Here is a 21,782-nt window from a genome sequence, read left to right on the forward strand (position 1 = left end):
GTGGGGACGCGGCCGCACCGCGCGGCAATTCAGCTGTCGCCGGTGGCCGCCCGCCGCTCGCGGTAGGCGGCCACGTGCTGGCGGTTCCCGCAGTTGCCGGTGTCGCAGAAGATGCGCGAGCGGTTGCGCGACAGGTCGAGCAGCACCGCCTCGCAGTCGGGCGCCGCGCAGATCTTCAGCCGGCGCAGCTCGCCCGCGCGGATGAGGTCGGCCAGCGCCATGGCCAACTCGGCGCCCATGCGCTGGGCCAGCGGGTCGTGTGCCGAGGCCAGGTGCAGATGCCACTCGGGCATCTCGGGGTGACGGGTGAGCCACGGCGAGGCGTGGGTGTCGGCCAGCAGCGCGTTGACCTGCTCGACCGCGCGTTCCTCGTCGTCGGCGCTCGCCCAGATGCGGCCGAGCCGGCCGCGCAGCGCCTGCACGGCCGCCAGCTCGGCGTCGTCGCGGTCGCGCCGGCCGGTCCAGCCCCAGCCGTCGAGGTAGTCGCCGAGCTGTTCGGTGTCGCCGAGCTGCTCACCGTCGATGCGGTCGGTGTTGATCAGCGCTGCGGCGGCCCGCAACGTGAGCTCGGTGTCATGACTGAAAAGCATTTGACTCCTGACTTTACCGGTCGCTAGCGTGGCGTCAGTACCAAAACTATTTTTGCTCATGACAGGAGGTGTGATGTGGCGGGTCACCGGTTCCGCGTCGGGCTGGCCTTCGCGCTGACGTCGGCGCTGGCGTTCGGCTTCTCCGGCCCCTTCGCCAAGGCGCTGATCACCGCCGGCTGGACCCCGACCGCCGCCGTCACCGCCCGGCTCGCGGCCGGCGCGCTGCTCATGGCCGTGTTCGCAACAGTCGTCCGCCGCCGCTGGTGGCGGGAGGCGGCGACGCACGGCCGCACCGTCGTGATGTACGGCGTCGCCCCGATCGCCGGGGCGCAGGTCTGCTACTACAACGCCGTCGCCCACCTGCCCGTCGGCATCGCGCTGCTGCTCGAATACCTCGCGCCGGTGCTCGTCGTCGCCTACCTGTGGCTGACCACGCGCCACCGGCCCGCCACCCTCACGCTCGCCGGTGCGGCGCTGGCGGTGGCCGGCATCGCCCTGGTGCTCGACGTCATCGGCGGCGCGGGCACAGGCCGGATCGATCCGGTCGGCGTGGTGTGGGGGCTCGGCGCGGCGGTGTGCGCGGCCTGCTACTTCCTGCTCTCGGAGCGGGCGGCCGGCGCGCCCGACGGCGGGTTGCATCCGATCACGCTGGCCACCGGCGGGCTGATCGTCGGCGCTGCCGTCGCCGGTTCGCTGGGCGCGCTCGGCGTGCTGCCGATGCGCTTCACCGCCCACGACACCGTCGTCGCCGGGTACACGACCTCCCCGGCAGTGCCGGTCGCCGCGCTGGCCGTCGTGGCGACGGCGGTCGCCTACACGCTCGGCATCGTGGGCATCGCGCGGCTGCGGCCCGGGTTCGCGTCGCTGGTCGGCTTGAGCGAGGTGCTGTTCGCCGTCCTGGCGGCCTGGGTCCTGCTCGGCGAGGGCATCACCGCGACGCAGGCCGCCGGCGGGCTGGTGGTGCTCGGCGGGCTCGCACTGGCGCGCATCGGCGACCGCTCCGACCAGTCGGCGGCCACCCCGGAACTCCCGGACACCGACGCGGTCGACGCCGCGGCGTGTCGCTGACGCCCGCCGCGATTCGGGTTCGCCGCGGTCGGCGTGTGAGGATGTGCTCCCATGAGCGAGGTCGCTGGTTTTCCGGGTGAGCAGACGCCGCCGCGGGCGGGTCTCCGGCTGCTGACGGCGCTGCTCACCACCACCGTGGCCGGCGCCGCGCTCGTCGCCGTCGTCGCCGCGCCGCGGGCCGCGGCGGCACCCTGTCCCGACGTCGAGGTGGTGTTCGCGCGCGGCACCGCAGAACCCGCCGGCCCCGGCCGCGTCGGCGAGGCGTTTGCGGCGGCACTGCGGAACACCCTCGGCGGCCGCACCGTCGAGCTCTACGGCGTCGAGTACCCGGCGTCCTACGACTTCCTGACCACCGCAGCCGGCGCCACCGACGCCAGCGCCCGCATCGCCGCCACCACCGCGGCGTGCCCGGGCACCCGCTTCGTGCTCGGCGGGTACTCGCAGGGCGCGGCGGTGGTCGACATGCTGGCCGGTGTGCCGCCGCTCGGCGACAAGGTCGGCACCATCGGGTCGGCGCCGCCGCTGGCCGCTGCTGCCGCCGCCAAGATCTCGGCCGCCGCGGTGTTCGGTAACCCGTCGACCAAGTTCGGCGCACCGATCAACACCACGGGCCTGTTCGCCGGCCGGGGCGTCGACCTGTGCAACGACGGCGACCCGATCTGCTCGGACGGCCGAAACCCGTTCGCGCACCGCAGCTACGAAGGCGAGCCCGCGGCGCAGGCGGCCGGCTTCGTCGCCGCCCTGGTCTGACGCCCGCCGCGACTGGTACGGCCGCACCACTGCTCGGGCCGTGAGCCGTACCCCACCTGCGGTGTTGAGTGAAGGCTTAGGATCTGCTCATGCCCTTCGCGGTCCGTGCCCTCCATCGGTCGACCGGCGTGGCGCTCGCGGCGGTCTTCGCGCTCGGCCTCGTCGCCGTGTCGATCGCCGCCCCGGCGCCGCGCACCCTGCCCACCGCGTCCGCCGCGCCCTGCCCGCAAGCCGAGCTGATCTTCGCGCGCGGCCGCATCGAGCCCGCCGGACCCGGCCGCATCGGCAACGCCTTGCTCAGCGCACTGCGCAGCAAGACCGGGAAGAACATCTCGCTCTACGCGGTGAACTACCCCGCTGACACCGAGATCGACATCGGCGCCAACGACATGAGCTCCCGCATCCAGGACATGGCGGGCCGCTGCCCCGACACCCGGCTGGTGCTCGGCGGCTACTCCCTGGGCGCCGCGGTCACCGACGTCGTGCTCGCCGCCCCGATCGCGGCGTTCGGCTTCGACAAGCCGCTGCCGCCGGGCACCGACAACCACATCGCCGCGGTCGCCCTGTTCGGCAACGGCTCCGCGTGGGCGGGACCGATCAGCACCTTCAGCCCGCTCTACAGCGAGCGGACCATCGAGCTGTGCCACGGCGCCGACCCGGTCTGCAACCCGGCCGATCCCAACACCTGGAGCGACAACTGGGGTGACCACGCCGCGAACGCCTACATCAACGCCGGCATGGTCAATCAGGCGGCCGACTTCATCGCGCCGCGGATCTGAAGCGGGGTCAGCGCACCCGTAGGTCGCGGGTGACGACGGCGCGCGCCGCGAGCTGCTCGTCGGGCGGATAGTCGACGCCCACCAGCGTCAACCCGCGTGCCGGCGCCGCCGCGAAACCGCTCGAGCGGCGGGTCGCGGTCAGCAGCCCGGCGCACCACGCCACCGACCGCCGGCCCTCCCCCACGGCCAAGACGGCGCCCACCAGCGAGCGCACCATCGACCAGCAGAACGCGTCCGCGGTGACGTGAGCGGTCAACCGGTCGCCGTCGCTCACCCAGTCGAAGCGCTGCAGATCGCGGATGGTGGTGGCGCCGTCGCGGTGCCGGCAGAACGCGGCGAAGTCGTGCAGGCCGAGCAGCTGCGCCGACGCCTGCGCCATCGCGTCGACGTCCAGCGGGCGCGGCCACGCCACGAGGACGTGCCGCTCGACCGGATCGGCGCCGTAGGGCGCGCGGGTCAGCCGGTACTCGTAGTGGCGGCGCAGCGCCGAAAACCGGGCGTCGAACTCCGCCGGCACCCGCCTGATCGCGGTCACCCGGACGTCCGCCGGCAGCAGGCGCCCCAGCCTGCGCACCAGCGGGCCGAACTCGTCGTCGTCGGGGCGGCGCGTCCGCGGCTGGGCCAGCGGCAGCGCGTCCGCCGGCACGTCGACGTGCGCGACCTGACCGCCGGCGTGCACCCCGCTGTCGGTGCGGCCCGCCGCGAACACCTGCAGCGGCAACCGAAACACCGTCGAGAGCCCCTCGGCGACCACGCCGGCGACCGTCCGCTGCCCCGCCTGCACCGCCCAGCCCGCGAAATCGGTGCCGTCGTAGGCGATGTCGAGCCGGAGACGAACAAACCCGCCACCGGGAGCGGCGGCGGGTTCGTTCATGACAGCGTCAGGACGTGGCGTCGTCGGCCCCGGACTCGGTGGCGTCGTCGTCGGCGACCGCCTCGGTCTCGACCGTCTCGGTCTGCGAATCGCTTGCGGTCTCGTCGGCTGCCGTCGTGTCGTCCTCGGCCGAGGCCTCGTCGGTCGGCCCGTCGGCCGCTTCCGGCTCCACCGCGGCCTGCGGCGCAGCCGCCGCGGCGACCTTCTGCGGCGCCGCGGTGGCCGCCCCGCCGCTGCGGCGCGCGCGGTCGGCCTCCGACGTCACCGTCTTCTCCTGCACCAGCTCGATCACCGCCATGGGCGCGTTGTCGCCCTTGCGGTTCTCGACCTTGATGATGCGGGTGTAGCCGCCGTTGCGGTCGGCGTAGAACGGCCCGATCTCCGCGAACAGCGTGTGGACGACGTCCTTGTCGCGGATCTTCTTCATCACCTCGCGCCGGTTGTGCAGCGTGCCCTTCTTGGCGTGGGTGATGAGCTTCTCGGCGTACGGCCGCAACGCCCGCGCCTTGGGCTCGGTGGTCCTGATCCGGCCGTGCTCGAACAGCGACGTGGCGAGGTTGGCCAGGATCGCCTTCTGGTGCGAGGACGACCCGCCGAGACGAGGCCCCTTGGTGGGTTTGGGCATGGCGACTATCTCCTTGTGGGGCCGGTCCCCGTATCAGGTAGGACCGGGACTGTGCTGGCTAGAGCTGTTCGGTCTCGGCGTAGTCGGCGTCGGCATCGGCGTCGTAGCTGCTGTCGCCGTTCCAGGTGCCGGTCGCGACGTCGTAGCCGGCGACCTCCGACGGGTCGAAGCTGGCCGGGCTGTCCTTGAGCGACAGACCGAGCTGGTGCAGCTTGATCTTGACCTCGTCGATCGACTTCTGACCGAAGTTGCGGATGTCCAGCAGATCGGACTCCGTGCGCGCCACCAGCTCGCCGACGGTGTGCACGCCCTCGCGCTTCAGGCAGTTGTACGAGCGGACGGTGAGGTCCAGGTCGTCGATCGGCAGCGCGAACGCCGCGATGTGATCGGCCTCGGCCGGCGACGGCCCGATCTCGATGCCCTCGGCCTCGACGTTCAGTTCCCGGGCCAGCCCGAACAATTCGACCAGCGTCTTGCCGGCCGACGCCAGCGCGTCACGCGGCGTGATCGAGTTCTTGGTCTCGACGTCGAGGATCAGCTTGTCGAAGTCGGTGCGCTGCTCGACGCGGGTGGCCTCCACCTTGTACGTCACCTTGAGCACCGGCGAGTAGATGGAATCGACCGGGATGCGGCCGATCTCGGCGCCCGACGCCTTGTTCATGACGGCCGGCACGTAGCCGCGGCCCCGCTCGACGACCAGCTCGACCTCGAGCTTGCCCTTGTCGTTCAGCGTCGCGATGTGCATGTCCGGGTTGTGGACGGTGACGCCGGCCGGCGGCACGATGTCGCCGGCGGTGACCGCACCCGGGCCCTGCTTGCGCAGGTACATGGTGACGGGCTCGTCCTCGTCGGAGGACACCACGAGGCCCTTGAGGTTGAGGATGATGTCGGTGACGTCTTCCTTCACCCCCGGCACGGTGGTGAACTCGTGCAGCACGCCGTCGATGCGGATGCTGGTGACCGCCGCGCCCGGGATGGACGACAGCAGCGTGCGCCGCAGCGAGTTGCCGAGCGTGTAGCCGAAACCCGGCTCCAGCGGCTCGATGACGAAGTGTGAGCGATTGTCGGCGATGACCTCTTCGCTCAGGGTGGGTCGCTGAGAAATCAGCATGGTGTTATCTCCTTCTTCCACGACACCCGCTATTTGATGCCGTGTGCCCAAGCCGTCATCCGGACGGCCGGGTGCGTTACTTCGAGTAGAGCTCGACGATCAGCTGCTCGGTGAGCGGCACGTCGATCTGGGCGCGCTCGGGCAACTGGTGGACGAGGATCCGCTGCCGATCGCCGACGACCTGCAGCCAGCCGGGGATCGGCCGGTCGCCCGCGGTCTCCCGCGCGATGACGAACGGATCGGTGTTGAGCGACTTCTCGCGGACGTCGATGATGTCGTACTGCGACACTCGGTAGCTGGGGATGTCGACCTTGACGCCGTTGACGGTGAAATGGCCGTGGCTCACCAGCTGCCGCGCCATGCGACGCGTGCGGGCCAGGCCGGCGCGGTAGACGACGTTGTCCAGCCGGCTCTCCAGGATGCGCAGCAGGTTGTCACCGGTCTTGCCGGGCAGCCGGTTGGCTTCCTCGTAGTAGCGGCGGAACTGCTTCTCCATCACGCCGTAGGTGAAGCGGGCCTTCTGCTTCTCCTGCAGCTGGGTGCGGTATTCGCTCTCCTTGATCCGCGCGCGGCCGTGCTGGCCGGGCGGGTAGGGGCGCTTCTCGAACGACTGATCGCCGCCGACCAGGTCGACGCCGAGGCGGCGCGACTTGCGGGTGACGGGTCCGGTGTAACGAGCCATGGTGGTGTTCCTCCCTCGACCTAGACCCGGCGGCGCTTCGGCGGACGGCAACCGTTGTGCGGCTGCGGCGTGACGTCGGAGATGGCGCCGACCTCGAGTCCGGCGGCCTGCAGCGAACGGATCGCGGTCTCGCGGCCGGAGCCCGGACCCTTGACGAACACGTCGACCTTCTTCACGCCGTGCTCCTGGGCCTTGCGGGCGGCGTTCTCGGCGGCGAGCTGCGCGGCGAACGGCGTCGACTTACGCGAGCCCTTGAAGCCCACGTGACCCGACGACGCCCACGCGATGACGTTGCCCTGCGGATCGGTGATCGACACGATCGTGTTGTTGAACGTGCTCTTGATGTGCGCGGCGCCGTGCGGGACGTTCTTCTTCTCGCGCCGGCGGGCGGTCTTGCCACCGCGGCGGGCAGCCGCCGGCTGGCCGGCCTTCTTAGCTGGGGGCATCGTCGATTACCTGGCCTTCTTCTTGCCGGCGATGGTGCGCTTGGGGCCCTTGCGGGTGCGCGCATTGGTCTTGGTCCGCTGGCCGCGCACCGGCAGGCCGCGGCGGTGGCGCAGCCCCTGGTAGCAGCCGATCTCGATCTTGCGGCGGATGTCGGCCTGCACCTCCCGGCGCAGGTCGCCCTCCACCTTGAGGCTGCCCTCGATGTAGTCGCGCAGCTGGGTCAGCTGATCATCGGTGAGATCGCGGCTGCGCTGGTCCTTGTCGATGCCGGTCGCGGCCAGGATTTCCTGCGACCGGGTACGGCCGACGCCGTAGATGTAGGTCAGAGCGATCTCCATGCGCTTGTCACGCGGGAGGTCGACGCCCATAAGTCGGGCCATGGGTGTGCCATTCCTTCTTCACTGGCGGAGGTCTGTTCCCAGTCCGTTCCCGGCGAACTGCGCACTGCCGGGGCCCGGCCTCCGATCCGGGCGTGGGTGAGCGGCGTATCCGATCACTGGTACTGGGAGGTCATCATTCAGTTGTGCTGCGCGTCGAGCGGTCTGACTAGCCCTACCTTTGGGTCTTCGCGCGAGCGCTCATCCCTGCCGCTGCTTGTGACGCGGATCGGGGCAGATCACCATGACCCGCCCATGCCGGCGGATCACCCTGCACTTGTCACAGATGGGCTTGACGCTCGGGTTCACCTTCACGGCTTACTCGGTCCTTCGTGTCGTTACTTGTAGCGGTAGACGATGCGGCCCCGGGACAGGTCGTAGGGGGAGAGCTCCACCACCACCCGGTCCTCGGGCAGGATGCGGATGTAGTGCTGCCGCATCTTGCCGCTGATGTGCGCGAGAACCTTGTGGCCGTTCTCCAGCTCAATGCGGAACATCGCATTGGGCAGAGGCTCGACCACCCGACCCTCGACCTCTATGGCGCCGTCTTTCTTGGCCATAAACTCTGCGAATCCTCCGCGGTTCGTGCTTGATTGATACTCGTCGGTACTGTCCTGGAGCCGGTACGGCCAAAGACGACCGACTGCAGAACGTGAACCGGCAGCGGGAAATTCCGGGAAATCCGTCGCTGGGCACGCAAAGCGTCGGCGGCGGAAGCCGCACCGTTGGTCCACCTTACCCGCACGGCGGCGCGGACCAAAATCGCTGCGACCGGCGGCGGGCGCATACTTGAAGGCGATGACGACAGGCCCGGCCGCTGCGCCGAGAAAACCCATCATCCTCACCGTGGACGACGATCCGGCGGTGTCGCGCGCCGTGGCCCGCGACCTCCGGCGCCACTACGGCGACGGCTACCGGATCGTGCGCGCCGAATCGGCGGTCGACGCGCTCGACACGCTGCGGGAGCTGAAGTTGCGGGGCGACACCGTCGCGGTGTTCGTCGCCGACTACCGCATGCCGGCGCTGAGCGGCATCGAGTTCCTCGAGCGCGCCATGGACATCTTCCCGATCGCGCGCCGGGTGCTGCTCACCGCCTACGCCGACACCCACGCCGCGATCGACGCCATCAACGTCGTCGACCTCGACCACTACCTGCTCAAGCCGTGGGATCCGCCCGAGGAGAAGCTGTACCCGGTGATCGACGCGCTGCTGGACGCCTGGCGCGCCGACGGCGAACGGCCCATCCCGGACACCAAGGTGGTCGGTCACCGGCTCAGCCGGCGGTCGTCGGAGGTCCGCGAATTCCTCGCTCGCAACCGGCTCTCCTACCACTGGCTGCCCGTCGACGAGGCGGAGGGCAGGCGGATGCTGGAGGCGGCCGGGCTCGACGCGCAGCGGCTGCCGGTCGTCATCAGCGGCGAGGGCGAACCGATGGTCGAGCCGACGAACGCCGAGCTCGCCGACCGGCTCGGGCTCTCGACCACCCCGGCCGCCGAGTTCTACGACCTGGCCGTCATCGGCGGCGGCCCGGCAGGGCTGGCGGCGGCGGTCTACGGAGCCTCCGAGGGGCTCGCGACGGTGCTCATCGAGGCGGTCGCCACCGGCGGCCAGGCGGGGCAGAGCTCGCGGATCGAGAACTACCTCGGTTTCCCCGACGGGTTGTCCGGCAGCCAGCTCGCCGATCGCGCCCGGCGCCAGGCCGAGAAGTTCGACGCCGAGCTCATCACCGCCCGCAAGGCCACCCGGCTGGAGGTCAACGGCGCCGCCCGCACCATCCACTTCACCGACGGTGGGTCCATCGACGCCCGCGCCGTCATCCTCGCGACCGGTGTCACCTACCGCGAGCTGGCGGCCGAGGGCTGCAACGGCAGTGGCGGCGAGCACCTCAACCTGACCGGCCGCGGCGTCTACTACGGCGCCGCGGGCTACCTCGCCGCCGAGTGCCAGGACGAGCGGGTCTATGTCGTGGGCGGCGCCAACTCGGCGGGCCAGGCCGCCATGAACCTGTCGCGGACCGCCGCGCAGGTCACGATGGTGGTGCGCGGCCCGTCGCTGGCGGCGTCGATGTCGCACTACCTCATCCAGCAGATCGAGGCGACCCCCAACATCGACGTGCTGACGTGCACCGAAGTGGTCCGCGCCCGCGGCGACGGGCGGCTGCAGCACCTCGAACTGCACAACCGGGAGACCGGCGAGACCACCGAGGTCGGCTGCGCGCGGCTGTTCATCTTCATCGGCGCCGCCCCCAAGACCGACTGGCTCGACGGCGTGGTGGCCCGCGACGGCCACGGCTTCGTGCTGTGCGGGCCGGACCTGCGTGACGGCAGCGGTTGGCCGCTGCAGCGGCCGCCCCACCAGCTCGAGACGAGCGTCCCGGGTGTCTTCGCCGCCGGTGACGTGCGGGCCGAATCCGCCAAGCGGGTGGCCGCCGCCGTCGGCGAGGGCTCGATGGCCGTGATGCTCGTGCACCGCTACCTGGCGGAAGCCTGACGGCCGGCGACGCGGAGGAGAAGCGATGGGTCAACACTGCCTGCCCGACGAACTGCGCACGCTGTTCCTGTTCGAGCACCTGACCGACCAGCAGTTGCAGCGGCTCTGCGACATCGGGCACATCGAGTCCTTCGAGCCCGGCACCATCTGCGTCGAGGGTGAGCCGGCGACCTGCTTCTACGTCCTGCTCGACGGCGAGCTGGTCATGTCCAAGCGGTCCGGCGCGCTGGACGTCGAGATCAACCGGACCTCGCAGCGCGGCGTCTACTGCGGCGCCTGGTCGGCCTACGTCCCCGGCGAGCGCCACCTCTACGAGGCGTCGGTGCGCGTCACCCGGCCGTCGCGGTTCTTCGTCCTCGACGCCGACGCCTTTGCGCGTTTCATGCGCGCCGAGTTCCCGATGGCGGTGCACCTGCTCGAAGGCCAGAAGGTGGGCGGCCTGCGGCAGCGGCAGATCCTCGGCCAACGCGAGAAGCTGCTGGCCCTGGGCACCATCACGGCCGGGCTCACGCACCAGCTCAACAATCCGGCGGCGGCCACCGCCCGGGCGGTCGCCGACCTGCGCGAGGGCGTCGGCAAGATGCGGCACAAGCTGGCGATGGTGGCCGACGGCGCGTTCACGCCCGCGGCGCTGCGGGTGCTGATCGGCATCCAGGACGAGGTGGCCGAGCTGGTCGCGAAGTCCGCCACCGTGGAGCTCTCGGCGCTGGAGGCCGCCGACCGCGAGGAGCGGATCGGCGACTGGCTCGACGAGCACGGCATCAGCGGCGGCTGGGACTACGCGCCGACCTTCGTCGAGGCCGGCCTGGACGTCGACTGGCTGGAGCGGGTGTCGGCGTCGATCGCGGAGGTGGACGCCGGGGACCTGCTGCAAAGCGCCATGGGCTGGCTGAAGTACACCATCGACACCGAGCAGCGGATGAACGAGATCGCCGAGGCGAGCCGGCGGATCTCCGCGCTGCTCGCCGGCGCCAAGCAGTACTCGCAGATGGACCGCGGCGAATACCAGGCGGCCAACGTGCACGAGCTGATCCACAGCACGGTGAAGACGATCTTCGGCGGCGTCGTCGGCGCGGACAAGCCCGTCCGGCTGGTGAAGGACTTCGATCGCTCGATCCCCGAAGTGCACTGCTATCCGCGGGATCTCAACCAGGTGTGGACGAACATCATCGACAACGCCGTGCAGGCGATGGGCGGCCGCGGCACGCTGACGCTGCGCAGCCGGCGCATCGACGACGACACCATCCGCGTCGAGATCAGCGACGACGGCCCGGGCATCCCCGAGGACGTCATCGGCCGGATCTTCACGCCGTTCTTCACGACGAAGGCCGTCGGCGAGGGCACCGGGCTGGGGCTGGACCTGGCGTGGCGCATCGTCGTCGAGAAGCATCACGGCGATCTGCAGGTCGCGTCGCGACCCGGCGAGACGACCTTCACGATCACCCTGCCGCTGGTGGCACCGGCGCCGCAGGCCCCCGTTCCACCGGAATGACCGCGCACCCGGAATAAGCGGTCCGCGGTGCCGGGTTGGGCATGCCATGACCAAACCTGCGCTCGGCCGCTACGGCGTCATGGGTCTGTACACGCAGTTCGCGGCGCTCCCGCCGCAGCAGTTGCGCGACATCGAGGCGCTCGGCTACGGCGCACTGTGGGCGGGCGGCTCGCCTCCGGCCGAGCTCGACTGGGTGGAGCCGATCCTCGCCGCCACCGAGACGCTGCAGGTCGCCACCGCCATCGTCAACATCTGGACCGCCGCCGCCGACGCGGTCGCCGAGAGCTTCCACCGCATCGAGCGCGGCTATCCGGGCCGCTTCCTGCTCGGCATCGGCGTCGGCCATCCCGAGGCCCACCAGGAGTACCGCAAACCGTACGACGCGCTCGTCGACTACCTCGACCGGCTCGACGAGCTCGGCGTCCCGGCCGACCGCCGGGTGGTGGCAGCCCTCGGGCCGCGCGTGCTGCGGCTCGCGGCGCGCCGCAGCGCCGGCGCCCACCCGTACCTGACGACGCCCGAGCACACCGCGCAGGCCCGTGAGCTGATCGGCCCGTCGGCCTTCCTGGCGCCGGAGCACAAGGCGGTGCTGACCACCCAGCCGGACACCGCCCGCGCGATCGGCCGCCGGGCGCTCGACATCTACCTCGGCCTGCAGAACTACCGCAACAACTGGCTGCGCCTCGGATTCACGGATTCCGATCTCAGCAAACCGGGTAGTGACAAGCTGATCGACGCCGTGGTGGCCCATGGCACGGCTGACGCGGTCGCCGCCCGGCTCGCCGAACACCTGGCGGCCGGCGCCGACCACGTTCCTGTCCAGGTGCTCACCGGACCTGAGAAGCTGGTGCCGGCACTGGCAGAGCTGGCGGGGCCGCTGGGCCTGGAACCGTTGCGGGCGCAGCGCCGACGAGAGGACGAGGGATGACCGACGCAGTTTCGCTCAAGCCGAACCTCGGCACGTTCGGGGTGTGGACCGGCGGGCCGGTCACGCCGGAGCAGGCCGCCGAGATCGAGCGGCTCGGCTACGGCGCCGTGTGGGTCGGCGGCTCCCCCGCGGCGGATCTGGAGTTCGTCGAGCCGATCCTCGAGGCCACCGAGCACCTGCAGGTCGCCACCGGCATCGTCAACATCTGGACGGCGCCGGCCAAGGAGGTGGCGGCGTCCTACCACCGCATCGAGAAGGCGTTCCCGGGCCGCTTCCTGCTCGGCGTCGGCATCGGTCATCCCGAGCACACGCAGGAGTACCGCAAGCCCTACGACGCGCTCACCGAGTACCTCGACGAGCTCGACGTGGCGAAGGTTCCCACCAGCCGCCGGGTGCTGGCGGCGCTCGGCCCGCGGGTGCTCGAGCTCGCGGCGCGCCGCAGCGCCGGCGCGCATCCCTATCTCACGATCCCGGAGCACACCGGCCAGGCGCGCAACCTCGTGGGCAACACGGTGTTCCTGGCACCCGAGCACAAGGTGGTGCTCACCGACGACCCGGAGCAGGCCCGCACGATCGGCCGCGAGACCGTCGGCTTCTATCTGGGGCTGTCGAACTACGTCAACAACTGGAAGCGGCTGGGGTTCAGCGACGACGACGTCGCCCCGCCGGGCAGCGACAAGCTGATCGACGAGGTGGTGGCGCACGGCACGCCCGAGCAGATCGCCCACCGGCTCCGCGAGCACCTCGAGGCCGGCGCCGATCATGTCGCGATCCAGGTGCTGGGCGGCTGGGACGAGCTGCTGCCGACGCTGGAGGAGCTGGCCGGGCCGTTGGGCCTGCAGCAGTCCTGAACCGCGTCGGCGGCCGCGTTTAGGGTGGTGCGCATGCGGCTGCTGGTGACCGGTGGCGCCGGGTTCATCGGCGCGAACTTCGTGCACCGCAGCGTCCGCGAACGGCCCGACGTCGCGGTGACGGTGCTCGACGCGCTCACCTACGCCGGCAACCGGGAATCGCTGGCGCCCGTCGCCCACCGGATCCGGCTCGTCGAAGGCGACGTCACCGACCGTGCCCTCGTCGATCGCCTGGTGGCCGACTGCGACGCCGTCGTGCACTTCGCCGCGGAAACCCACGTCGACAACGCGCTCGCCGATCCCGACCCATTCGTGCGCTCGAACGTCGTCGGCACCTGCTCGGTGCTCGAAGCGGTCCGGCGCCATGGGGCGCGGCTGCACCACGTCTCCACCGACGAGGTCTACGGCGACCTGCCGCTCGACGACCCGCGGCGCTTCACCCCGGACACGCCGTACCGGCCGTCGAGCCCGTACGCCGCGACCAAGGCCGGCGCCGACATGCTGGTGCAGGCGTGGGTGCGCAGCTACGGCGTGCGCGCGACGATCTCCAACTGCTCGAACAACTACGGGCCCTACCAGCACGTCGAGAAGTTCATCCCGCGGCAGATCACCAACATCCTCACCGGGCGGCGGCCCAAGCTCTACGGCAGCGGCGCCCACGTGCGCGACTGGATCCACGTCGACGACCACAACGACGCCGTGTGGCGGATCCTGGAAGCCGGAGAACCGGGCCGCACCTATCTGATCGGCGCCGACGGCGAGCGCGACAACCTGTCGGTGCTGCGCACCATCCTGGAGCTGATGGGCCGCGACGCCGACGACTTCGACCGCGTGCCGGATCGCGCCGGCCACGACCTGCGCTACGCGATCGACCCGGGCGCGCTGCGCGACGAGCTCGGCTGGGCGCCCCGGCACACCGACTTCGCCGACGGCCTGCGCGCCACGATCGACTGGTACCGCGCGAACGAGGCGTGGTGGCGGCCCCGCAAGGACGCCGCCGAACGCCGCTACGCCGAGCGGGGGCAGTGAGTGCGGGCGCGCGAACTGGCGGTGCCCGGCGCCTGGGAGATCACGCCCGACGTGCACACCGACCACCGCGGCGAGTTCTTCGAATGGTTCACCGACGCCAGGTTCCGCGGCGTCGCCGGCCACGGCTTCCCGCTGGCGCAGGCGAACTGTTCGGTGTCGGCGGCGGGCGTGCTGCGCGGGCTGCACTTCGCGCAGGTGCCGCCCGGCCAGGCCAAGTACGTGTCGTGTCCGCGCGGCGCGGTGTACGACGTCGTCGTCGACATCCGCGTCGGCTCACCGACGTTCGGGCGGTGGGACGCCGTCCGGCTCGACGACCGTGACCACCGCTCGGTGTACCTGGCCGAGGGGCTCGGGCACGCCTTTTTGGCGCTCGAGGACCACTCGACGGTGGTGTACCTGTGCTCGACGCCCTACACCCCGGCCCGCGAGCACACGATCTGCCCCACCGACCCGGCGATCGGCATCGACTGGCCACTCACCGAGGTCATCCTCAGCGACCGCGACCGCGCCGCCCCGACGCTCGCCGAGGTCCAGGCGCAGGGCCTGCTGCCCACCTGGGCCGGCTCCTGACCGCCCAACCCGACCACCGGGCGCGGACGTGCGAGAAGCATCCGGCATGTCGTCGATCTCGGCGCAATAGCAGCGGAGTCCTTGCGACGCCCGTCACACCCTTACTAGGATATGCAAGTATTTCCGGCTCGACCTCAAGGACTTCCATGACCCGACAGATCCACCACTACCTCGACGGCCAACGCACACCCGGCCGGTCCACCCGCACGGCCGACGTGCTGAACCCGAGCACCGGCGCGGTCCAGGCGCAGGTGGTGATGGGCACGCAGGCCGACGTCGACGCCGCCGTCGCGTCGGCCAAGGAGGCGCAGCGGGTATGGGCCGCCTACAACCCGCAGCGACGCGCCCGCGTGCTCATGCGGTTCATCGACCTGGTCAACCAGCACGCCGACGAACTGGCCGAGCTGCTCTCGCTCGAGCACGGCAAGACCGTCGCCGACTCCAAGGGCGACATCCAGCGCGGCCTTGAGGTCATCGAGTTCGCCGTCGGCATCCCCCACCTGCTCAAGGGGGAATACACCGAGGGCGCCGGTCCCGGGATCGACGTCTACTCGTTGCGCCAGCCGCTGGGCGTCGTCGCGGGCATCACGCCGTTCAACTTCCCCGCGATGATCCCGCTGTGGAAGGCCGGCCCGGCGCTGGCGTGCGGCAACGCGTTCATCCTCAAGCCCAGCGAGCGCGACCCGTCGGTGCCGGTGCGCCTCGCCGAGCTGTTCTCCGAGGCGGGCCTGCCCGACGGCGTGTTCCAGGTGGTCCACGGCGACAAGGAAGCGGTCGACGCGATCCTGCACCACCCCGACATCGCCGCGGTCGGCTTCGTCGGCAGCTCCGACATCGCGCAGTACATCTACGCCACCGCCACCGCCAACGGCAAGCGCGCGCAGTGCTTCGGCGGCGCCAAGAACCACATGATCGTGATGCCCGACGCCGACCTCGACCAGGCCGTCGACGCGCTGATCGGCGCCGGCTACGGCAGCGCCGGTGAGCGCTGCATGGCGATCAGCGTGGCGGTGCCCGTCGGCGAAGAAACGGCGAACCGGCTGCGCAACCGGCTCGTCGAGCGCGTCAACAACCTGCGGGTCGGCCACAGCCTGGACCCGAAGGCCGACTACGGCCCGCTGGTCACCGGCGCGGCGCTCGAGCGCGTCAAGGACTACATCCGCCAGGGCGTGGAGGTCGGCGCCGAAGCGGTGGTGGACGGCCGCGAGCGTGGCAGCGACGACCTGACCTTCGGCGACGACAGCCTCGAAGGCGGCTTCTTCGTGGGGCCGACGCTGTTCGACCACGTCACGCCGGACATGAGCATCTACACCGACGAGATCTTCGGGCCGGTGCTGGCGATCGTCAGGGCCCCGAACTACGAAGAGGCGCTGCGACTTCCGTCCGAGCACGAGTACGGCAACGGCGTGGCGATCTTCACCCGCGACGGCGACACGGCCCGCGACTTCGTCGCGCGCGTGCAGGTCGGCATGGTGGGCGTCAACGTGCCGATCCCGGTGCCGGTGTCCTACCACACGTTCGGCGGCTGGAAGCGGTCCGGCTTCGGCGACCTGAACCAGCATGGGCCGCACTCGGTCCTCTTCTACACCAAGACCAAGACCGTCACCCAGCGCTGGCCGTCGGGCATCAAGGACGGGGCCGAGTTCGTCATCCCCACCATGCAGTGATGCGGTACTCACAGCTGGACGACGACGAGCGCGTCATCGTCGACACCGCCGCCGCGTTCGCCGCGAAACGCCTTGCGCCGCAGTCGCTGGAGTGGGACCAGACGAACCACTTCCCCACCGACGTGCTGCGCGAGGCCGCCGGGCTCGGCATGGCCGCCATCTACTGCCGCGAGGACGTCGGCGGGAGCGGGCTGCGCCGCCTCGACGGTGTGCGGATCTTCGAGGAGCTGTCCTATGGCGATCCGCCCGTCGCCGCGTACCTGTCGATCCACAACATGTGCGCCTGGATGATCGACCGCTACGGCACACCCGAGCAGCGCAAGTCCTGGGTGCCGCGGCTGGCGTCGATGGAGCTGATCGCCAGCTACTGCCTCACCGAACCGGCCGCCGGGTCGGACGCCGCGGCGCTACGCACCCGCGCGGTGCGTGACGGCGACCACTACGTGCTCGACGGCGTCAAGCAATTCATCTCCGGCGCCGGCGAATCCGACGTCTACGTCGTCATGGCGCGCACCGGCGGCGAGGGTCCGCGCGGTATCTCGACGTTCGTCGTCGAGAAGGGCGCCAAGGGGCTGTCGTTCGGGGCCGACGAGCAGAAGATGGGCTGGCACGCCCAGCCCACCGCCCAGGTGATCCTCGACGGCGTGCGGGTGCCGGCGGACGCGCTGCTGGGCGGCCAGGACGCGCTCGGCACCGGGTTCGGCATCGCGATGAACGGCCTCAACGGCGGGCGCCTCAACATCGCGGCCTGCTCGCTGGGCGGCGCGCAGGCCGCCTACGACAAGACGGTCCGCTACCTCGGCGAGCGGGAGGCGTTCGGGCGCAAGCTGATCGACGAGCCGACCATCCGATTCGCGGTCGCCGACATGGCGACGGGCCTGGAGACGTCGCGGCTCATGCTGTGGCGCGCCGCGTCGGCGCTCGACGACGACGACCCCGACAAGGTCGAGCTCTGCGCGATGGCCAAGCGCTACGTCACCGACACCTGCTTCGACGTCGCCGACACCGCGCTGCAACTCCACGGCGGCTACGGCTATCTGCGGGAGTACGGCATCGAGAAGATCGTGCGCGACCTGCGGGTGCACCGCATCCTGGAAGGCGCGAACGAGATCATGCGGGTGGTCGTCGGCCGGGCCGCCGCGGCGCGAGCCGGCAACTCGGCGTCAGCGGCCCGCGTCACCGGAAAGGGTTGAGCGTGACCACGATTGCGTTCCTGGGGCTGGGCAACATGGGCGGCCCGATGTCGGCGAACCTCGTCGCGGCGGGTTTCGACGTCCAGGGCTTCGACCCCGTGCCGGCAGCCGCCGACGCCGCGGCGGCCAAGGGCGTGCACGTCGTCGCGACCAGCGTCGAAGCGGTCGCGCACGCCGATGTCGTCATCACCTCGCTGCCCAACGGGACGCTGGTGCGGCAGGTCTACGACGACGTGCTGCTGCAGGCGCCGCCCGCGACGCTGTTCATCGACACCTCGACGATCTCGGTCGACGACGCCCGGGCCGTCAACGCACTGGCCGTCGAGCACGGCTACCAGCAACTCGACGCACCGGTGTCGGGCGGCATCAAGGGCGCCACGGCGGGCACGTTGGCCTTCATGGTCGGCGGCACCGCCGAGGCGCTCGAGCGGGCGCGGCCGGTGCTGGAACCGTTGGCGGGCAAGATCATCCACTGCGGCGACACCGGCGCGGGCCAGGCCGCCAAACTGTGCAACAACATGGTGCTGGCGGTGCAGCAGATCGCGATCGGCGAGGCGTTCGTGCTCGCGGAGAAGCTGGGGCTGGAAGCGCAGTCACTGTTCGACGTGATCACCGGTGCCACCGGCAACTGCTGGGCGGTGCACACCAACTGCCCGGTGCCAGGACCGGTGCCGACGTCACCGGCCAACAACGACTTCAAGCCCGGCTTCGCCACGGCGCTGATGAACAAGGACCTGGGGCTCGCGATGGCCGCCGTGCAGTCGACGGGCGCCAACGCGCCGCTGGGCAGCCACGCCGCCGAGATCTACGCGCGCTTCGCCGAGCAGCACGGCGCCTTGGACTTCAGCGCCGTCATCGAGCTGCTGCGCGGCTGAGGAGGGCGGCGACTACGCCGCGGGCGCGCGGTGGGTCTGCCACCACAGCGCCAACTGCTCGCGACACTCGTCGAGGGTGAGCGGGTCGCTGCCGCCGTAGTCGGCGCGGATGGCGCTGGGCGGGAAGCCGCGGGGGGCGTCGCACGGCGCCGCGACGAGCATGGTCGCCAGGCCGGCGCTCTGCGCACCCCGCACGCCGCTCATCGACGCCGCGACGGTCAACGCCTGCGTCTCGCCGGCCCGCAGCCGCTGCGTCGCGAGCCGGTAGGCCGGCGCGCCGCCGGCTGTCGCGTCGTCGGCGGTCACCAGCGCATCGACGCCGCGGCCGTCGAGCAGCCGGTGCAGCACCGGTTCCACCCAGCTGCGCGTGCCCGTCGACACCACGCCCACGCTCACCCCGGCTGCGGCGGCGTCGGCGATCAGGGTCGTGACGCCCGGCCGCGCCGCGATGTCGGCGCCGACGATCATCTCCTCGAACATCAGCGTCTTCGTCAGGTGGATCTCGTCGGCGAGCATGTCGGTGAGCACGTCGCATTCCGACGCGATGCCCCGCGCCCGCAACTCGGCCGCCACCCGCTGCCGCTCGTCGGGCAGCGCCAACAGCTGCCGGTAGCGCCGCACATCCCACGCCACGTCGAGTCCGTGCGCGGCGAAGGCGGCGTTGAACACCAACCGGTGCCCGTCGCATTCGATGTCGGCCACCGCGTCGAGGTCGAACACCAGAGCCCGCAGGGTGGGCGCGTCGTACCGGTCGGGCACGACGCCGCCGAATCGGCCCGCCCGCCACGTAGTCGAGGTCAACATGGGCTCAACTGTGGCTCATGTCACCGCGCCGGCGCGTCCCCCCTACGGGGGATTGCGCGGACGAGGCGGACGGCGAATCCGGTTCCCGGCGGGTCACCCGGCTCTAGGGTGTGGGGCATGTCCGACCCCGTGCGGCTGGTGCTGGTCGACGACCACGAGATGGTGATCGAAGGCCTCAAGGCCATGCTCGTGGCGTTCGACGACCGGGTGCGGGTGGTCGGCCAGGCGGTCGGCGCCGAGCGGGCCGGCAGCGTGGTCGAGGAGCTGGCGCCCGACATCGTGCTGTGCGACGTGCGGATGCAGGGCGCCAGCGGGTTGGACCTGTGCCGCGAGCTGCGCGAGCGCGACCCGCAGCGCAAGGTCGTGATGCTGAGCGTCTACGACGACGAGCAGTACCTGTTCCAGGCGCTGCGGGTGGGCGCCTGCGGCTACCTGCTCAAGAGCATCGGCAGCGACGAGCTGGTGCGGCAGCTGGAGCTGGTGCACGCCGGCCAGATCGCCATCGACCCGGGCATGGCGGCCCGCGCGGCCGACACCGCGGCGCGGTTGCAGCGCGACGAGTTCTGGCCGGGCGCGCGGCAGGGGCTGACGCAGCGGGAGAGCGAGATCCTGTCGTTCGTGGTCGGCGGGCTGTCCAACCGCGGCATCGCCACCAAGCTGGTGATCGGCGAGGAGACCGTCAAGACGCACCTGCGGGCCATCTACCGCAAGCTCGGCGTCAGCGACCGCGCCGGCGCCGTCGCCACCGCCCTGCGGGAGGGCATCTACGTATGACGCCGTCGCGCGACGCCGTCGGCGGGCTGAGCTACGAGCTCTCCGCCGACCGGGAGCTCGCCCTGCTGCGCGAGCTCATCCAGGCGGCGTCCAGCGGGCCGGGCGTCGAACCGCTGGCCGCCGCGGCGGCGCGGATGATCACCGCCGCCACCGCCACCGACGTGTGCTTCGTGCACGTGCTCGACGACACCGAGCGGTCGCTGACCCTGACCGGCGCCACACCGCCGTTCGACAGCGAGGTCGGCAAGATCCGGCTGCCGCTGGGCCGCGGCATCACCGGCTGGGTCGCCCAGCACCGCGAACCGGTCGTCATCCGCGCCGAAAAGGAGTCCGACCCGCGGTATCTGCCGTTCCAGTCGCTGCGCGGCTCGGACTTCACGTCGATGGTCTCGGTGCCGATGGAGACCGATCCGGGCGGTCTGGTCGGCGTGCTGAACGTGCACACCGTCGCCCGCCGCGAGTTCGCCGACCACGAGGTGCGGCTGCTGCTGGTGATCGGCCGGCTGATCGCCGGGGCGCTGCACCAGGCGCGGCTACACCGCCAGCTGGTGGCGCGCGAACGGGCGCACGAGCACTTCGTCGAGCAGGTGATCGAGGCGCAGGAAATCGAACGCCGCCGGCTCGCCGGCGACATCCACGACGGCATCTCGCAGCGGCTCGTCACGCTGAAGTTCCGGCTCGACGCCGCCAGCCGCGCGGTCGGCGATCCGGCGCTGCTGGCCGAGCAGCTGGAACGGGCCCGCGAGCTGGTCGACCTGACCCTCGGGGAGGCGCGCGCGGCGATCAGCGGGCTGCGGCCGCCGGTGCTCGACGATCTGGGGCTGGCGGGTGGGCTCGCGAGCCTCGCGCGGTCGATCCCCGACCTGGAGACGGAGGTGGACCTGGTCGAGCGCCGGCTGCCCGAGCACATCGAGCTGGCGCTGTACCGGATCGCCCAGGAGTGCCTGCAGAACGTCGTCAAGCATGCGCGGGCGACGCGGGCGAAGCTGGCCTATTCGGTCGCCGACGGGGTCGCTCGGCTGGAGATCAGCGACGACGGCGTCGGCTTCGACACCTTCGAGCATCCGCTGGGCTCCGACGAGATGGGCGGCTACGGGCTGCTGTCGATGGCCGAGCGCGCAGAGCTGGTCGGCGGGCGGCTCAACATCCGCTCGCGGCCGGGCGCCGGCACCGCCGTGATCGCGACGATCCCGCTGACGCCGACGCTGCCGTAGCGCTCACCGGCCGCGAGCGTGCGCCGCCGCCACGCGCGCAGCGGCGTGTCGGCGGGCAGACACGCACGCTCGCGGAGCGACGGGCGTCAGAAGTCCCCGGCGGAGCGGCGCAGCGTCTCGATCGACGCGACCAGCGCGCGGGCCTCGTCGTCGGACATGCCGATGTCGGCGAACACCTGCTCGTTGAGGGTCACGGTGGCATCCTCGACGGTGGCGCGGCCGAGGTCGGTGATCTGCACCAGCGTCGTGCGCCCGTCGGTGGGATGCGGCAGCCGCTGCACCAGCCCGGCGGCCTCCAGCCGGCGGATGGCGTGGGTGACGCTGGTGACGTGCACCTGCAGCCGATCCGACGCCTTGGTGATCGGCAGCGCGCCGGTGCGGCTGAACGCCAGCAGCCGCAGCAGCTCGAAGCGCGAGAAGCTCAGGTCGTAGGGCCGCAACGCGTTCTCCACGCGGGCGAGCAGGATCTGGTGGGCCCGCATCACCGACGTCACGGCCACCATGCCGTCGGCGACGTCGTCCCAGCCGGCCCGCTCCCAGTTCAGCCGGGCCTGCGCGATCGGGTCGCGCTGCGAAGATGTCACGAGGATCA

25 protein-coding genes are annotated in these 21,782 nt (G+C 71.2%); 14 read left to right on the plus strand and 11 right to left on the minus strand.

Going from position 1 to position 21,782, the window contains the following annotated elements; genetic code table 11:
* Positions 1-29 precede the first annotated feature (29 nt).
* Positions 30-590, minus strand: a complete 561-nt coding sequence (locus tag LV457_RS05840) for a CGNR zinc finger domain-containing protein (protein ID WP_232169636.1) — start codon at positions 588-590, stop codon at positions 30-32.
* A gap of 75 nt (positions 591-665) precedes the next feature.
* Between LV457_RS05840 and LV457_RS05845 the strand changes: the two genes are divergently transcribed.
* From LV457_RS05845 to LV457_RS05855, 3 genes are all read left to right on the plus strand, one after another.
* Positions 666-1,658, plus strand: coding sequence for a DMT family transporter (locus LV457_RS05845; RefSeq protein WP_232169640.1), 993 nt, complete (start codon positions 666-668; stop codon positions 1,656-1,658).
* 51 nt (positions 1,659-1,709) lie between these two features.
* Complete coding sequence (locus LV457_RS05850; RefSeq protein WP_232169642.1) at positions 1,710-2,408, plus strand: cutinase family protein; 699 nt, start codon at positions 1,710-1,712, stop codon at positions 2,406-2,408.
* Positions 2,409-2,497: 89 nt separating this feature from the next.
* Positions 2,498-3,187 carry a cutinase family protein gene (locus LV457_RS05855; RefSeq protein ID WP_232169645.1) on the plus strand — a complete coding sequence of 230 codons (690 nt, stop codon included), beginning with the start codon at positions 2,498-2,500 and terminating at the stop codon, positions 3,185-3,187.
* A 7-nt stretch (positions 3,188-3,194) separates the two neighbouring features.
* On the opposite strand, the gene truA is transcribed toward LV457_RS05855, so the two are convergent.
* The 8 genes from truA to infA all read right to left on the minus strand — a co-directional run bounded on the left by truA (position 3,195) and on the right by infA (position 7,863).
* Positions 3,195-4,061 (minus strand): tRNA pseudouridine(38-40) synthase TruA, encoded by an 867-nt coding sequence (gene truA, locus LV457_RS05860; protein WP_232169647.1) that lies wholly within the window; start codon positions 4,059-4,061, stop codon positions 3,195-3,197.
* Between the two features lie 7 nt (positions 4,062-4,068).
* Positions 4,069-4,686 (minus strand): 50S ribosomal protein L17, encoded by a 618-nt coding sequence (rplQ, locus tag LV457_RS05865; protein WP_232169649.1) that lies wholly within the window; start codon positions 4,684-4,686, stop codon positions 4,069-4,071.
* A 58-nt stretch (positions 4,687-4,744) separates the two neighbouring features.
* Positions 4,745-5,797, minus strand: coding sequence for a DNA-directed RNA polymerase subunit alpha (locus LV457_RS05870; RefSeq protein WP_232169651.1), 1,053 nt, complete (start codon positions 5,795-5,797; stop codon positions 4,745-4,747).
* A gap of 76 nt (positions 5,798-5,873) precedes the next feature.
* Complete coding sequence (rpsD, locus tag LV457_RS05875) at positions 5,874-6,479, minus strand: 30S ribosomal protein S4 (RefSeq protein ID WP_232169653.1); 606 nt, start codon at positions 6,477-6,479, stop codon at positions 5,874-5,876.
* Positions 6,480-6,499: 20 nt separating this feature from the next.
* Entirely contained in the window at positions 6,500-6,925 is a 426-nt protein-coding gene (rpsK, locus tag LV457_RS05880; RefSeq protein ID WP_232169656.1) for a 30S ribosomal protein S11, read from the minus strand.
* 6 nt (positions 6,926-6,931) lie between these two features.
* Positions 6,932-7,306, minus strand: a complete 375-nt coding sequence (gene rpsM / locus LV457_RS05885; protein ID WP_232169658.1) for a 30S ribosomal protein S13 — start codon at positions 7,304-7,306, stop codon at positions 6,932-6,934.
* Positions 7,307-7,504: 198 nt separating this feature from the next.
* The gene (gene rpmJ / locus LV457_RS05890; RefSeq protein ID WP_003919293.1) at positions 7,505-7,618 is read right to left on the minus strand and encodes a 50S ribosomal protein L36; all 114 of its coding nucleotides are present in this window, start codon (positions 7,616-7,618) and stop codon (positions 7,505-7,507) included.
* A gap of 23 nt (positions 7,619-7,641) precedes the next feature.
* Positions 7,642-7,863 carry a translation initiation factor IF-1 gene (gene infA / locus LV457_RS05895; protein WP_003418601.1) on the minus strand — a complete coding sequence of 74 codons (222 nt, stop codon included), beginning with the start codon at positions 7,861-7,863 and terminating at the stop codon, positions 7,642-7,644.
* A gap of 238 nt (positions 7,864-8,101) precedes the next feature.
* Between infA and LV457_RS05900 the strand changes: the two genes are divergently transcribed.
* From LV457_RS05900 to mmsB, 9 genes are all read left to right on the plus strand, one after another.
* A complete protein-coding gene (locus LV457_RS05900) occupies positions 8,102-9,793 on the plus strand; it encodes an FAD-dependent oxidoreductase (RefSeq protein ID WP_232169660.1) in 1,692 nt (563 codons plus the stop codon).
* Between the two features lie 25 nt (positions 9,794-9,818).
* A complete protein-coding gene (locus tag LV457_RS05905) occupies positions 9,819-11,285 on the plus strand; it encodes an ATP-binding protein (protein WP_232169663.1) in 1,467 nt (488 codons plus the stop codon).
* A 46-nt stretch (positions 11,286-11,331) separates the two neighbouring features.
* Positions 11,332-12,213 (plus strand): LLM class F420-dependent oxidoreductase, encoded by an 882-nt coding sequence (locus LV457_RS05910; protein ID WP_232169665.1) that lies wholly within the window; start codon positions 11,332-11,334, stop codon positions 12,211-12,213.
* Positions 12,210-13,064 (plus strand): LLM class F420-dependent oxidoreductase, encoded by an 855-nt coding sequence (locus LV457_RS05915; protein WP_232169667.1) that lies wholly within the window; start codon positions 12,210-12,212, stop codon positions 13,062-13,064. Before LV457_RS05910 ends, LV457_RS05915 begins: the two co-directional genes overlap by 4 nt.
* Positions 13,065-13,097: 33 nt before the next feature.
* A complete protein-coding gene (gene rfbB / locus LV457_RS05920; protein WP_232169669.1) occupies positions 13,098-14,093 on the plus strand; it encodes a dTDP-glucose 4,6-dehydratase in 996 nt (331 codons plus the stop codon).
* A complete protein-coding gene (rfbC, locus tag LV457_RS05925; protein WP_232169671.1) occupies positions 14,094-14,663 on the plus strand; it encodes a dTDP-4-dehydrorhamnose 3,5-epimerase in 570 nt (189 codons plus the stop codon). It abuts the gene before it with no gap.
* A gap of 146 nt (positions 14,664-14,809) precedes the next feature.
* Positions 14,810-16,330, plus strand: coding sequence for a CoA-acylating methylmalonate-semialdehyde dehydrogenase (locus tag LV457_RS05930; protein ID WP_232169672.1), 1,521 nt, complete (start codon positions 14,810-14,812; stop codon positions 16,328-16,330).
* Positions 16,330-17,523: an acyl-CoA dehydrogenase family protein gene (locus LV457_RS05935; RefSeq protein ID WP_232169673.1), complete on the plus strand. Its 1,194-nt coding sequence runs from the start codon at positions 16,330-16,332 to the stop codon at positions 17,521-17,523. The genes LV457_RS05930 and LV457_RS05935 overlap by 1 nt, the downstream gene beginning before the upstream one ends.
* 2 nt (positions 17,524-17,525) lie before the next feature.
* Entirely contained in the window at positions 17,526-18,398 is an 873-nt protein-coding gene (gene mmsB, locus LV457_RS05940; RefSeq protein WP_232169674.1) for a 3-hydroxyisobutyrate dehydrogenase, read from the plus strand.
* 12 nt (positions 18,399-18,410) lie between these two features.
* Here mmsB and LV457_RS05945 read toward each other — a convergent pair whose 3' ends face one another.
* Complete coding sequence (locus LV457_RS05945; protein WP_232169675.1) at positions 18,411-19,202, minus strand: HAD family hydrolase; 792 nt, start codon at positions 19,200-19,202, stop codon at positions 18,411-18,413.
* 117 nt (positions 19,203-19,319) lie between these two features.
* Between LV457_RS05945 and LV457_RS05950 the strand changes: the two genes are divergently transcribed.
* Positions 19,320-19,976 (plus strand): response regulator transcription factor, encoded by a 657-nt coding sequence (locus LV457_RS05950; RefSeq protein ID WP_232169677.1) that lies wholly within the window; start codon positions 19,320-19,322, stop codon positions 19,974-19,976.
* Complete coding sequence (locus tag LV457_RS05955; RefSeq protein WP_232169678.1) at positions 19,973-21,190, plus strand: GAF domain-containing sensor histidine kinase; 1,218 nt, start codon at positions 19,973-19,975, stop codon at positions 21,188-21,190. Before LV457_RS05950 ends, LV457_RS05955 begins: the two co-directional genes overlap by 4 nt.
* Positions 21,191-21,276: 86 nt before the next feature.
* Here LV457_RS05955 and LV457_RS05960 read toward each other — a convergent pair whose 3' ends face one another.
* Positions 21,277-21,774 carry a MarR family transcriptional regulator gene (locus tag LV457_RS05960; protein ID WP_232169680.1) on the minus strand — a complete coding sequence of 166 codons (498 nt, stop codon included), beginning with the start codon at positions 21,772-21,774 and terminating at the stop codon, positions 21,277-21,279.
* Positions 21,775-21,782: the final 8 nt, after the last annotated feature.

The sequence above is a fragment of the Mycobacterium sp. MYCO198283 genome (assembly GCF_021213805.1).
Classification (GTDB): Bacteria; Actinomycetota; Actinomycetes; order Mycobacteriales; family Mycobacteriaceae; genus Mycobacterium.